This window comes from Paenibacillus sp. FSL K6-1230 (assembly GCF_038002385.1).
In the GTDB taxonomy this organism is placed as follows: domain Bacteria; phylum Bacillota; class Bacilli; order Paenibacillales; family Paenibacillaceae; genus Paenibacillus; species Paenibacillus massiliensis.
Genome location: NZ_JBBOCK010000001.1, coordinates 6,281,010 through 6,294,267, shown reverse-complemented (window position 1 = coordinate 6,294,267; position 13,258 = coordinate 6,281,010). Strand labels below are relative to the sequence as shown.

Sequence of the window (13,258 nt, the reverse complement as noted above, 5' to 3'; positions counted from 1 at the left end):
ATTTTGTCAGTTGAGACGGTTACCTCAGAAATGAATCAGCAGGTCCCTGTGCGTCGTTCAGAGCTCTCGCCTTGGCGCATCGCATGGAGTCGATTTGCTCGTAATAAACTGGCTGTCATCGGCGCTATTGTTATTATGCTGATGGCTGGAATAAGTATCTTTGGACCCATGATCTCCCCCTATACGGTGAATGACTATGATCTATCGCAGAAAAATCTGTCTCCTAACTCAAAATATTGGCTGGGAACCGATAAGCTAGGCCGTGATATTCTGCTGCGTACAATGCTTGCAGGGCGAATCTCGTTAATGGTCGGACTTGTAGCCACCGTCATTTCGGTAGTTATTGGCTCAACCTTGGGCGCTTTGGCAGGCTTTTATCGCAAGAACGTCGATACGATCATCATGCGGATTGCCGATATCTTCATGTCCTTACCGACGCTACCACTCCTCATTATCCTAGGAGCCGTGCTTTCTGACCTCAAAATTGACCCATCCAAACGCATTTATTTCTTAATGTTTATTATAGGCGCTCTAAGTTGGACTACGCTTTCTAGGTTGGTAAGAGGGCAAATACTTACACTTCGAGAGCAGGAATTCATGCAAGCGACAGAGGCACTTGGTCTTCGAGATCGGCGTAAAATTTTTCGTCATCTGCTACCGAACACGATTCCTACCATTATCGTTACGGCGACACTAGGCGTAGCAGGAGCAATTATTACCGAATCAGCCCTAAGCTTCTTGGGGCTTGGCGTTGTTCAGCCGACACCCTCGTGGGGCAACATGATCTCGGCTGCGAATAATCTGATTGATTTCCGCAAGCGTCCGTGGCTCTGGATTCCTCCGGGCATGTGCATTCTCATCACGGTAGTTGCTATTAATCTGATGGGGGACGGACTTCGGGATGCCCTTGACCCCAAAATGAAGAGATAGACCGGGAGGCCATTATGGAAAATACACTAGTCGAATTTCGAAATCTCAAAACCCACTTTCATACCTCGAGCGGTACGGTCAAAGCCGTGAATGATGTTAGCTTCAAGATCAGAGAGGGGGAGACACTATGTGTGGTCGGGGAGTCCGGCTGTGGTAAAAGCGTAACCGCGATGAGCATGATGAGGCTTATTGATTCCCCCCATGTATCGGAGGGCGAGATCTGGTTCGAGGGACGTGAGCTCCTTTCTCTTCATAAGCGGGACATGCAACGGATTCGCGGGAATGATATCTCAATGATCTTCCAGGAGCCGATGTCTTCTCTGAATCCAGTGCTGACGATCGGCGAGCAGATTATGGAGCCATTGCTCATGCATACACTTATGAGCAATAAGGAGGCCAAGGTACGTGCGATTGAGCTGATCAAGCTGGTTGGTATCTCAAGGCCTGACGAAATCTTCCGTTCCTACCCACACGAACTGAGTGGTGGTATGCGTCAGCGCATCATGATTGCGATTGCTCTCTGCTGCAATCCTAAGCTACTCATTGCGGATGAGCCTACCACGGCGCTGGATGTTACGATACAAGCGCAGATTCTTGACCTGATGCGTAATCTGAAGCAGGAGATTAAGACCTCCATTATGCTGATCACGCATGATCTGGGCGTAGTCGCTGAAATGGCAGATTATGTAGTGGTCATGTATGCAGGAAGAGTTATCGAGGAGGCCTCCGTGTATGAGCTGTTCAAAAACCCCAAGCACCCGTATACCCAAGGGCTACTAAAAGCCAAGCCTGTCATCAATCAGAGGAAGGAACGGCTGTATTCTATTCCCGGACAGGTACCGAATCCGATTGATCTGCTGGATAATTGCCATTTTCATGAACGATGTGAGGCTTGCATGCAAATATGCAGGGAAACGACCCCGCCGCTGCGTACGAAGGAACAGGGACATAAGGTAGCCTGCTGGCTGTACGAGGAGGAAGGGGGAAGCAGACCATGAGTGCAGAAGTCTTGGTTGAAGTGAATCGCCTCAAAAAGTATTTCCCGATTACAGGTGGTGTGTTCCAACGTAAGGTCGGGGATGTGAAGGCTGTAGATGATGTGTCCTTTCAGATATATAAAGGTGAATCCTTTGGACTTGTTGGTGAGTCGGGCTGTGGCAAGAGCACCATCGGACGAACGATATTACGTCTGCTCGACAAGACGGGGGGTGAGGTGCGCTTCAATGGGACAGATATTCATACCTTGCCCAGTGATCAGATTCGCAAGCTGCGCCCACGTATGCAGATTGTATTTCAGGACCCGTTCAGCTCGCTAAATCCACGAATCAAGATTGGTGAAGCTATCGGAGAAGCGCTGCTGGATCATGGATTAATTGACCGCAAGGAGCTGAAGGACAGAGTTATCGAGACGCTCAAAATATGCGGCCTGGCCGAGTATCATTACGACCGTTACCCGCATGAATTCTCAGGTGGTCAGCGTCAGCGGATTGGTATTGCTCGCGCTCTGATCCTGAATCCCGACTTCATCGTAGCCGACGAGCCAGTATCGGCTCTGGATGTGTCGATTCAGGCCCAAATCATTAACTTGCTTAGTGATTTACAGGAGAAGCGCCAGCTGACGTATCTATTTATTTCTCATGATCTGAGTGTGGTAGAGCATCTATGCTCAAGGATAGGAGTCATGTATCTCGGCTCCATGGTGGAAATGGCTACGACAGATGAGTTGTTCAGCAATCCGTTACATCCGTATACGAAAGCACTACTGTCAGCGGTTCCGATCCCTGATCCTACAATTAAAAGGGAACGGATCGTGCTGCAGGGAGACATCCCAAGCCCGGCGAATCCTCCAACCGGCTGCAAATTTCACACCCGCTGTCCGTTGGCGGCCGACAAGTGCAGGCAGGTTGTGCCCGATTACAGGGATATGGGTGGCCAGCATTACGTAGCCTGCCATTTCGCATAATCATGTGCCGGGCAGATGCCCCTCTACAGCATCTACAGTAATTTATAGCATTCTCGACATCCGCCAGAACGGCGGATGTTTTTGCTTTTGGAAGGACACGGCTCAAGCGAGTTTCTATAAATATTTCGTTATTGTCACCAGATTATGACCGATTTTCAAGGAAAAATTCCCTTGTCCGAAAAAAAAATTAAATTTTTTTTACAAAATTGCAGACCAAAACCCTCTTTAGTTCGTCTAATATATATATGGGGGTTGTGCGATGATGAATAAACGATGGTTCCGCTGGGCTCTGGTGCCCACGCTTATTATATGTGTGTGTATAATCGCTTCACCAGTCATGCTGGTTGGCAAGCCTGATGTAAACGCAAATGCAGCTGTAGTCATGGATATGGAATCCGGCAATATTCTGGTGGATGTGAATGGAGGACAAGCCCTGCCTTCTGCCAGTATGTCCAAGCTTATGACGGAGCTATTGGTGCTGGATGACATCGCTGCAGGCAAATTGAATTGGAATGATGAGGTTCGAATCAGCCGATATGCAAGTACAGTTGGGGGCGTTAACCTGTCATTGCGTTATGGTGAGTATATGACGGTAAGCGAGCTCTTCCAGAGCATGGTAGTCTACTCTGCCAATGATGCTGCTGTTGCGATCGCTGAGCATATTGCTGGTTCGGAGGCATCATTCGTACAACGTATGAACGAGCGTGCTAAGGAGATCGGACTGAGTTCACACACCTTATTTGTGAATTCTTCAGGAGCAAGCGCACAGGAGCTCGGAGTGAATCATCCGGTAGATATTCATGGCGAGACGCTGATGACAGCCGCAGATACGGCGAGATTGGCCTCCTATCTGATTCAGACACATCCCGAAATTCTGACGACCTCAAGTCGCACACAGCTGGAGTTGAAAGGCAAAGGCTTGTATCTTAGCAATACGAATTGGCTGCTCGCTGCACTTGGGGGGCCCTATTCCTACCAAGGTGCAGATGGACTGAAAGCAGGCTACACGGCAGATGCCGGGTATTGTATTACGGGGACGGCGGAGAAGCATGGCAAACGTCTTGTAGTCGTCATTCTGGGTGCTGCAACCCGGGAGGAGCGATTCGAGGAGACGCGCAAGCTGTTCAATTATGGGTTTGGAGAGAAGGTCTCATTGAAGGATCGATTCCAGAATTGGGCTCACCTAGCCCCGAACTGGCTGGTTGACCTGCAAAGATCGTGAAGAGCAATGATCTGAGCTGAGTATAGATCGTCAGTGGGCCAATATGGCAAATGAATAAAAGTAGCCAAGAAGGCTCTGTCATCGACAGAGTCTTTTATTTTTGAACGATTCATCTGAATGGAGAAGACAACGGTGAATAAGCTATAATACAGGAGGTTGTTTGCGAGTTTTGACAAGTGACCATTTCAACTCTTATGCTGAGGTAGACAAGTGGCGCTTCATCCTGTGGTTAGTGCGGTTAAATGAAGATAGTAGCCGTAGTCATGCGCTATTAGGCAATTATTGTTATTGAAAACTAACGGTAAAGAAGGAATCATGATATGGATAAAAAGCCTGCCGAATCCGGCAAGACAAAGGTGAAGACAACTGCTAAGAAAAAGAAGGGAAAGAAAAGCGCGAGGCGAACATTCGGAATCGTGCTCATTGTGGTGCTGCTGATGGCTGGCGCCGGCTTCCTCTTCCGGAAGCCGTTGACGGCACTGGCCTTTGATTTGTTCGTTGCTCCGACGCTCGAGAATAAGCTGCAGGAGTCCTATCAGCCTCGAGGTGGCGGCGAGGACAACATGAAGCCTACAAGGGTCCAGAATGAGCCATTCTCGGTCCTGCTGCTGGGGTCAGACCGCAGATCGTATGAGAAGACGCGTGGACGTTCAGACACGGTTATGTTCGCAGCGGTAAGACCCAAGGAGTCCCGAGTTCTGCTGGTGTCGGTACCACGTGATACCTATGTGCAGATTGTAGGTCGGGATGCCAATAAGGATGGTCAGTATGATTTTGACAAGCTGGCACATGCATATGCTTTTGGTGGAGAGCAGATGTCGATAGACACCGTAGAGCAGCTGTTGAGTCATACGATTGACTATTACGCCACGATTAATTTTCAAGGAATACAGGATGTCGTGAATGCAGTGGGCGGCGTGTCATTGCCCATTACAGAGGATATAGAGAATAAGAATCCCAATCACGTAAAATTCAAAATTGAAGCTGGCAAACCCGTGTATAATGGGGAAGAGGCTATGTATTATGTACGCTATCGGGAGGACAGCGACTTCAATCGCACCAAGCGGCAGCAAATTTTCCTGAAAGCCTTGTCTGATAAAGTTCTGAATCTGAGCGGAATTACCAAGGTTCCGGAGCTGTTGGATATTATGGGAGATAATTTCCAGACAGATATGCCACCCGGCTCGATCACAGATCTGGGCAAGCAGGTATTGATGCAGGATACAAGTCCACAGATCTCCAGCTTCACCATTATGGGTACAGGACAGAAGGTGAATGGCATCTATTATGATCAGGCTAATGAAGAGGATCTAGAGTATGCCAAGTCACTGATCCAGAACTGGATGGACCCCAGTACAACACCAGCTACCTTGAAGCTACCAGATCGACAGGATCTGGATTAATGGAGTGAAAGACACAGTCAGATTATTAGCATCAGCAGTCGGAAGGTTCCGTCTGCTGATTTTGTTCCCTGTATAGAACAGGGTACAAACCTACAATATAGGAGGATACACAGTTCTCATGAATATTGCATTTTTCTTGTTGCCTAAGCAGGAGGTTGCTTGTGTGACGTCTGATTCAACCTTAAGACAGACCCTGGAGCGGATGGAATATCATCGCTTCACCGCTGTTCCAATTCTCGATAAGGATGGCAAGTATATTGGAACCGTTACCGAGGGAGATCTACTGTGGCATATGAAGGACTCGGGCGGGAAGATAACCTTCGAGAATTCTTCAAAATTTCTACTGAAGGATGTTCCTCTGCGAGTGCACAACAAGCCCGTGTCTATTGAGGCCAAGATGGAAGACCTTATCAATCTGGCTAAGGTTCAGAATTTCGTACCTGTCGTGGATGATATGGACCGCTTCATTGGTATTGTGCGGCGTAGTCAGATTATTGAGTATTGTATGCAGCTGGTGTCGAAGGAATCGCTGAATTCCGGATAATCCAGCTGTCTGGCCTGCATGAGTGCAGGCTTTTTTCAAGAATTATCTTAGGACATTCTATATCTGCTTGTTGTTGCACCTCTAGATTAGGCTGGGAGTGAAAGCAGTGTCATTATGCCTTGGCAGAGTGGCTATGTATAAGGTGGTAAGTCATCTTCGTATTCATGCAGGGTTATGCTATAATGGAGAATAAAGCTTTTTCAGAAGGGGTGGCTCTTCAGAATTATGGCTAAGGAACTGGATGTGGCCAAGCGGGCCAAGGTCATTGAATGGCTAAAAACAGAGGTACTGGATCAGGTGTCTCGCCTGTTCAAGGCCATATGGGAAGGAAGTACAGCGCGAATAGGAGATTGCCTGGCAAGTCTCATTATGAGCGGATACATCTTGGGACGACGCCTGGGAATATCGTATCGTGAGTTGGATGACCAATTGCTTGACAAGCTAAAGAAGCACAGACAGGAAGGCCATCAACTGGAAGATTGGTATCAGGATATTTCCGCTCTGGAAGAACATATGCGTAAGAGGTGAATACATTTGAAATCCCGTATGACTTCAGCGGTGTGGGTCGTTATATACGTACTACTGCTGTTGTCCTTGCTTACACCGTTGAGATTGATAACCTCCTTTTTCTTGATTGTACCAGCTGCGGTTCTATACGCATTGCTGCCTATTAGACAATTTCTGCTGTATATTGTGGGTGTGGCAGTTGTAGCTTTGATCGCTTCACCAGTGCTGTTGCTGTCGATGTTATATTTCCTGATTCCAGGATTGTTGATGGGGATGGCCTACAAGAAGAAGGCACCAGCACTGCAGGCCTTGATGACCGGAACGGGTGTCATGGTAGCGATGCTACTGTTGCTCTTGTTAATTAGCACGACACTGTTCCAGTTCGATCTGTCCGGGTATATCCGGGAGATAGTCAATCAAATGGTTGCTCCGCTTCAGGATATGACGAATAACAATCCGTTAACCAGCATTAACTGGACGGATCAGGATACGAAGGAAGTGGCGGATGCTACAGTTGCGATGGTACCGTATGCGCTAATCCTGACTTCTTTCTTGATGGCGTTAATTACGCACGTGGTTACAAGACCGCTCCTGACAGCTGCTGGTATGGATGTTCCCAAAATGAAGCCTGCTCGGGAGTGGCGTATGCCACGAGCATTAATCTGGTATTATCTGCTGGCTGTACTCATTGAATGGATTGCGTACGGCTCCAGCGGGGGCTGGGCTACGATTATCGCTGCGAATCTGATTCCACTGATTAACATTTGTTTTGTGATTCAAACGATCGGGTTCTTCTTTTTCCTGACACATGTCCGACGTTGGAATCCGGCGATCTCATTCCTGTTATCCGCCTTGGTGCTGCTCATTCATCCACTTCGGATTATAGGAATCATTGATCTGGCCTTCCCGCTTCGTGAAGCTATTACGAAATCCAAACGATAGGGAGAACAGTCATGCCTAAATTCCTACAGAAACGCTGGCACGGCTATTACACCGTCTGGGCGTTTCTACTGTTGCTATTGCTGGTCATTGCTATTAGCTGGTACAACTGGGCGCTTGGTGTTATTGGTCTGGTCATCTCCTTTGCTCTAAGCGGAATGCTTTTGCGCGCTGAAATGAATTTTCGGGAAGGGTTGTCCGAGTATATAAGTGGACTGTCCTTCCGCATCAAGCGTGTTGAAGCGGAGACGGTGAATAAGCTTCCTTTTGGAATTATTCTCTACAGCGAGGATCGCACTGTGGAGTGGAACAACCGTTATGTAGCGGGAATGTTCGAGGATGAGCATAACCTGATTGGCGCTTCGCTTCAACAGGTATTCCCGCAGCTAACGGCGTTGCTGCAGAACAAGAAAGAACTTAAAGAGACGGCTAAGGTTCATCAGTTGGAGATTCAACATGACAGTCGCTACTACCGAATGACAGTCATTCTGGACGAACGTCTCATCTATTTACATGAGGTTACTGAGCTTGCCGTGTTGCGTGAGCAATATGAGAATGAGCGTCTAGCGATCGGAATCGTGCTGCTCGACAATCTGGATGAAGCTTCACAGGGCATGGATGATCAGCAGCGCACAGCCTTGATTGCCAAGGTGTCCAGCGAGATTACCGCTTGGGCGAAGCAGTTCAATGTATACCTGCGGAGACTCTCCTCCGAGCGCTACCTGATGATGCTTAACCAAAAGTCTCTACAGGAGCTAGAGCAGAGCCGATTCGTTATTCTGGATACCGTACGGGAAATGACAGCTGATCTGAAGGTGCCACTCACGCTGAGCATTGGCCTGTCCTTCGGCGCAGGCACGATTAGTGAGCTGGGCGAGCTGGCACAATCCAGTCTGGATATGGCGCTTGGTCGTGGTGGAGATCAGGCTGCAGTCAAGGCAGGGCAGCGCTTGTCCTTCTATGGCGGCAAGACGAATGCCGTCGAGAAGCGGACACGAGTGCGTGCGAGAGTCATCGCCCATGCGCTTCGTGATCTGATGCAGGAGAGCGACCGTGTGATCATCCTCGGCCATCGGGCGCCGGATATGGATGCGATTGGAGCAGCCATCGGCGTGCGGAAGGCGGCGTCGCTCTTCAAGGTCGAATCGAGCATTGTCCTGGATAAGCCGAACCCGTCGATTGATCGACTGCTTGAGCAGGTAGCCAAGGATGATCAGCTGACATCAGCGTTCGTTACACCAGAGCAAGCCATGCAGATGATGACGGAGCATACATTGCTCGTCGTGGTAGATACGCACAAGGCTTCCATGACGATGGAGCCCAAGCTGGTACAGGCGGCCCGGCGCGTGGTTGTAGTAGATCATCACCGTCGGGGTGAGGAGTTCATTAACGATGCCGTGCTGATCTATCTGGAGCCTTACGCCTCCTCTGCGTGCGAGCTGGTTACGGAGCTGTTGCAATATATCCATGATCGAGTGCAGTTCACGCCACTGGAGGCAACGGCGCTGCTATCTGGAATTACGGTAGATACGAAGCACTTCTCCCTGCATACAGGCTCGCGGACCTTTGAGGCCGCAGGGTTCCTGAGACGCAGTGGAGCGGACACAGTCATGATCCAGCGTCTACTGAAAGAAGATCTTGATGAATATATTGCTAAGGCAGAAATCATTAAGCATGCTAAAATGATGTATGGGCATATCGCGCTTGCGGTCACTGAGCCAGGGAATAAAATTCCTCAGCTATTGATCGCGCAAGCGGCCGATACACTCTTGAATATGACGGATGTGATTGCATCATTCGTCATAAGTGAACGCCCGGATGGTCTGCTGGGCATCAGCGCCCGTTCATTCGGACGCATGAATGTACAAGTCGTGATGGAGCGGCTGGGCGGCGGGGGACATCTAACGAATGCGGCCGTGCAGCTGGAATGTACGCTGGCCGAGGCAGAGCAACGCTTGCTCGCCGTGCTGGCTGAAATAGAAGAGGAAGAGGGGTTGTTTGAATGAAGGTCATTTTTTTGCAAGACGTAAAAGGGCAAGGTAAGAAGGGGCAAGTGAAGGAAGTATCCGACGGTTATGCAACGAACTTTTTGCTGCCGAAAGGCCTGGTTCGCCCAGCAACCGATGGCAATATGAAGGTGCTGGAAAATCAGGCGGCTGCAGAAGACAGACGTAAGCAAGAGGAGAAGGAAGAAGCCCAAGCTCTCGCTAAGAAGCTTGAGGCGACTGCCATCGAACTGAAAGCCAAAGCCGGTGAGGGTGGCCGACTGTTTGGAGCCATCACCTCCAAACAGATCGCAGAGGTGCTGTCCAAGCAAGGACTGAAGATTGATAAGCGTAAAATTGAGCTGGATGAGCCGATTCGTCACCTGGGTGTGACTCAAATGACAGTTAAGCTGCATCCGGAAGTGAAGGCGACCCTGAAGGTTCAGGTGACCGAAGAGTAAATGGGCGGCGAATTCTTTGACCGGATTCCTCCGCAGAATCTTGAAGCGGAGCAGGCTGTAATTGGCTCAATTCTGCTTCAGGCAGAAGCTCTGATTACCGCAATGGAGCGGGTTCAGAGTGAGGATTTCTATGATAAAGCGCACCAGATGATCTACGAATCTATGATTGAGCTGGGGGAGCAAGGCCAGCCTATCGATCTCGTAACATTGACTGCGAAGCTGCAGGATAAAGGCCAACTGGAGGAGATCGGTGGTGTCAGCTATCTATCGAAGCTGGCTCACGGTGTACCTACAGCAGCCAACGTAGACTACTATGCCCAGATTATCGAAGAGAAGTCGATGCTTCGTCGTCTGATTCGGGCAGCCACCCAGATTGTAAGCGAGGGCTATACGGGCGGGGAAGATGTACCTGCCATGCTCAGTGATGCTGAGCGGCGGATTCTGGAGATATCCAACAGCCGCTCCGGTAGCGGATTTATAGCGATCCGTGATGTCGTCATGGAGGTCTTCGACCGTGTGGAGGGGCTGTACCAGAATCGGGGCAATACGACGGGAATCCCATCCGGCTTCGTCGATCTGGATAAGATGACCGCGGGCTTCCAGCGTAACGATCTGATTATCGTAGCAGCGCGTCCTTCCGTGGGTAAGACAGCCTTTGCACTGAATATCGCCCAGAATGTAGCGGTACGGGCCAAAGAGACTGTAGCCATCTTCAGTCTGGAGATGTCCGCGGCGCAGCTCGTACAACGTATGATCTGTGCCGAGGCCAATCTGGATGCGAACGTTATGCGTACAGGTGAATTCAAGGGTGATGACGATTGGGCCAAGCTGACGATGGGGATCGCAGCTCTGGCTGAGGCAGAGATCTACATTGATGATACCCCTGGTGTGACGGTAGCGGATATTCGTGCCAAGTGTCGTCGCTTGAAGACCGAGAAGGGGCTAGGAATGATCGTTATCGATTACCTCCAGCTCATTCATGGTCGCGGTAAAGCAGGCGAGAACCGGCAGCAGGAGGTATCGGAAATCTCACGTACGCTCAAGCAGATTGCCCGTGAGCTGGAAGTGCCCGTCATTGCTCTGTCTCAGCTTAGCCGTGGGGTTGAGCAGCGGCAGGACAAGCGTCCAATGATGAGTGACCTTCGGGAATCCGGCTCCATCGAGCAGGACGCTGACATCGTCGCGTTCCTGTACCGGGATGATTATTACAATCAGGAGACGGAGAAAAAGAACATCATTGAGATCATTATTGCCAAGCAGCGTAATGGTCCGGTAGGCACGGTAGAGCTTGTATTTCTCAAGAATTATAATAAGTTCGCCAATTACGAACGTGCTCATACCGACGCATTTGCCGGATAGCGGCTGGATGGCGCATTTCATCCAAATGTACTCATGTTAAACTATGAAATAGTCGTCTTCGCTTGAGGTATCAAGCGAGGACGGCTTTATTTTCGTAAAATGCTCATAATATGAATAGATATCAGGTTCGAACCGTGCCATTTTGTTACGTTACTTGGGAATGCTATAATATAACTGTAATTTACATTCGCGTACGGTCATACATATTTTAGCGATAAACCATCATCCTAGAAGGAATGCTGGGCATACAGAATTTCCGTGTCATCGGAACTATAAGGTCTTAGGCTGTATCGCTTATAGGTAAGCTTGTCATTTGCAGGCTTGGTTAATTCACGAACATTTATAATTTTGTACAACTAATTGTTCGCTTTTAATTTGACTTTAAAATTTGAGGCTGGTACACTTAAAGTGCTGCGTTAAAGCAGTGGGCTGCTTATGCGCCCGGGGATTTCCGCGCCCGCGGAAGAGCATCTCCGGACGTTTTTTCCTGCTGCTTGTCATTCCGTTGTCCTGTCACTGGTGTTATTGGACGGGATGCAGTGAACGGAAGCTCAGCTCAAAATCAGAGTGTCTGCGAGCACTCCACGGAGGAATGAAACATGTCAACTGTAGTCGTTGTGGGAACACAATGGGGAGACGAGGGTAAGGGTAAAATTACGGATTTTCTGGCCGAGAAGGCAGATGTCGTAGCCCGGTACCAAGGCGGCAACAATGCAGGCCATACCATTCTGATTGAAGGAAAGAAATATAAGCTTAGCTTGATTCCATCCGGTATCTTTTATGAAGATAAGACATGCGTCATCGGGAATGGTATGGTAGTGAACCCGACCGCATTGATTGAAGAAATTAATTACATTCATGATAATGGATTTAAGACCGATAATCTGGTCATTAGCGATCGTGCACACGTGATTATGCCTTATCATATGACGTTAGATGCGTTGGAAGAAGATCGTAAGGGTCCGAACAAAATCGGCACGACCCGTAAGGGAATTGGTCCGGCATATATGGATAAGGCTGCACGGAACGGTATCCGTATCGCGGACCTGATGGACGCGGAGGAGTTCGAGCTGAAGCTGCGTCACCTGATGAAGGAGAAGAATCAGATCATTACGCAGATGTATGGGGCAGAGCCGCTGGATGTGGAAGAAATTCTGAAGCAGTATCTGGAGTATGCAGAAATCCTGCGTCCGTATGTTACCGATACCTCTGTTGTATTGAATGACGCTATTGATACGGAGCGCAAGGTGCTGTTCGAGGGCGCTCAAGGAGTCATGCTGGATATCGATCAGGGTACTTATCCATTTGTAACGTCCTCTAACCCGTCAGCGGGGGGAGTATGTATCGGTTCTGGCGTAGGACCTTCCAAGATCAAGGAGGTCATCGGTGTAGCGAAGGCATACACTACGCGTGTCGGTGATGGTCCGTTCCCTACGGAGCTGAACAATGAGGTCGGTGATTTCATCCGTGAGAAAGGCCATGAGTACGGTACTGTAACTGGTCGCCCACGTCGTGTAGGCTGGTTCGATAGCGTAGTCGTTCGTCATGCACGTCGCGTGAGTGGAATTACAGGGCTGTCCCTGAATTCTCTGGACGTTATGACAGGTCTGGATACGGTCAAGATCTGCACAGGCTACAAATACCGTGGTGAGATTATCACCCATTACCCGGCAAGCCTGAAAATGCTGGCTGAGTGTGAAGCGGTCTACGAAGAGCTGCCAGGCTGGCATGAGGACATCACTGGCGTGAAGACGCTGGAGGAGCTGCCAGAGAATACTCGCCGTTATGTACAGCGTGTATCTGAACTGACAGGTATTCCGATCGCGATCTTCTCTGTAGGACGCAATCGTGAGCAGACGAATCAGGTACTTCCGATCTACGTTTAATCCCTTTCGGAAATGAGAGCAAGCCACCACCCGACGTTCGTGTAACGGAGGTAGGGCTG

General features: G+C 49.4%; 12 protein-coding genes. All 12 read left to right on the top strand.

Annotated features, from left to right (window positions below):
• The first annotated feature begins 3 nt into the window (after nucleotides 1-3).
• The 12 genes from opp4C to MKX74_RS27720 all read left to right on the top strand — a co-directional run bounded on the left by opp4C (nucleotide 4) and on the right by MKX74_RS27720 (nucleotide 13,199).
• Entirely contained in the window at nucleotides 4-930 is a 927-nt protein-coding gene (opp4C, locus tag MKX74_RS27775) for an oligopeptide ABC transporter permease (RefSeq protein WP_341180486.1), read from the top strand.
• Nucleotides 931-944: 14 nt separating this feature from the next.
• A complete protein-coding gene (locus tag MKX74_RS27770; protein WP_341180485.1) occupies nucleotides 945-1,928 on the top strand; it encodes an ABC transporter ATP-binding protein in 984 nt (327 codons plus the stop codon).
• On the top strand, nucleotides 1,925-2,893 hold the full coding sequence (locus MKX74_RS27765; RefSeq protein WP_018883693.1) for an ABC transporter ATP-binding protein: 969 nt from the start codon (nucleotides 1,925-1,927) through the stop codon (nucleotides 2,891-2,893). The genes MKX74_RS27770 and MKX74_RS27765 overlap by 4 nt, the downstream gene beginning before the upstream one ends.
• A 259-nt stretch (nucleotides 2,894-3,152) precedes the next feature.
• A complete protein-coding gene (locus MKX74_RS27760) occupies nucleotides 3,153-4,115 on the top strand; it encodes a D-alanyl-D-alanine carboxypeptidase family protein (RefSeq protein ID WP_018883694.1) in 963 nt (320 codons plus the stop codon).
• 320 nt (nucleotides 4,116-4,435) lie between these two features.
• Nucleotides 4,436-5,518 (top strand): LCP family protein, encoded by a 1,083-nt coding sequence (locus tag MKX74_RS27755; protein WP_025681300.1) that lies wholly within the window; start codon nucleotides 4,436-4,438, stop codon nucleotides 5,516-5,518.
• 118 nt (nucleotides 5,519-5,636) lie between these two features.
• Nucleotides 5,637-6,062: a CBS domain-containing protein gene (locus MKX74_RS27750; RefSeq protein ID WP_018883696.1), complete on the top strand. Its 426-nt coding sequence runs from the start codon at nucleotides 5,637-5,639 to the stop codon at nucleotides 6,060-6,062.
• A gap of 225 nt (nucleotides 6,063-6,287) precedes the next feature.
• Nucleotides 6,288-6,590: a MazG-like family protein gene (locus tag MKX74_RS27745; protein ID WP_018883697.1), complete on the top strand. Its 303-nt coding sequence runs from the start codon at nucleotides 6,288-6,290 to the stop codon at nucleotides 6,588-6,590.
• A gap of 6 nt (nucleotides 6,591-6,596) precedes the next feature.
• Entirely contained in the window at nucleotides 6,597-7,511 is a 915-nt protein-coding gene (locus MKX74_RS27740; RefSeq protein ID WP_341180484.1) for a DUF2232 domain-containing protein, read from the top strand.
• Nucleotides 7,512-7,522: 11 nt separating this feature from the next.
• Nucleotides 7,523-9,514, top strand: coding sequence for a DHH family phosphoesterase (locus MKX74_RS27735; protein ID WP_341180483.1), 1,992 nt, complete (start codon nucleotides 7,523-7,525; stop codon nucleotides 9,512-9,514).
• Nucleotides 9,511-9,954, top strand: a complete 444-nt coding sequence (gene rplI, locus MKX74_RS27730) for a 50S ribosomal protein L9 (RefSeq protein ID WP_341180482.1) — start codon at nucleotides 9,511-9,513, stop codon at nucleotides 9,952-9,954. The genes MKX74_RS27735 and rplI overlap by 4 nt, the downstream gene beginning before the upstream one ends.
• Nucleotides 9,955-11,313 (top strand): replicative DNA helicase, encoded by a 1,359-nt coding sequence (gene dnaB / locus MKX74_RS27725; protein ID WP_341180481.1) that lies wholly within the window; start codon nucleotides 9,955-9,957, stop codon nucleotides 11,311-11,313.
• Between the two features lie 599 nt (nucleotides 11,314-11,912).
• Complete coding sequence (locus MKX74_RS27720) at nucleotides 11,913-13,199, top strand: adenylosuccinate synthase (protein WP_018883702.1); 1,287 nt, start codon at nucleotides 11,913-11,915, stop codon at nucleotides 13,197-13,199.
• Nucleotides 13,200-13,258: the final 59 nt, after the last annotated feature.

What these genes read in the sequence shown, in the direction of transcription:
- MKX74_RS27745 (WP_018883697.1), top strand. Translation starts at nt 6,288, where the DNA reads ATGGCTAAGGAACTGGATGTGGCCAAGCGGGCCAAGGTCATTGAATGG.
- MKX74_RS27760 (WP_018883694.1), top strand. Translation starts at nt 3,153, where the DNA reads ATGATGAATAAACGATGGTTCCGCTGGGCTCTGGTGCCCACGCTTATT.
- MKX74_RS27765 (WP_018883693.1), top strand. Translation starts at nt 1,925, where the DNA reads ATGAGTGCAGAAGTCTTGGTTGAAGTGAATCGCCTCAAAAAGTATTTC.
- dnaB (WP_341180481.1), top strand. Translation starts at nt 9,955, where the DNA reads ATGGGCGGCGAATTCTTTGACCGGATTCCTCCGCAGAATCTTGAAGCG.
- MKX74_RS27770 (WP_341180485.1), top strand. Translation starts at nt 945, where the DNA reads ATGGAAAATACACTAGTCGAATTTCGAAATCTCAAAACCCACTTTCAT.
- MKX74_RS27720 (WP_018883702.1), top strand. Translation starts at nt 11,913, where the DNA reads ATGTCAACTGTAGTCGTTGTGGGAACACAATGGGGAGACGAGGGTAAG.
- MKX74_RS27750 (WP_018883696.1), top strand. Translation starts at nt 5,637, where the DNA reads ATGAATATTGCATTTTTCTTGTTGCCTAAGCAGGAGGTTGCTTGTGTG.
- MKX74_RS27755 (WP_025681300.1), top strand. Translation starts at nt 4,436, where the DNA reads ATGGATAAAAAGCCTGCCGAATCCGGCAAGACAAAGGTGAAGACAACT.
- MKX74_RS27735 (WP_341180483.1), top strand. Translation starts at nt 7,523, where the DNA reads ATGCCTAAATTCCTACAGAAACGCTGGCACGGCTATTACACCGTCTGG.
- rplI (WP_341180482.1), top strand. Translation starts at nt 9,511, where the DNA reads ATGAAGGTCATTTTTTTGCAAGACGTAAAAGGGCAAGGTAAGAAGGGG.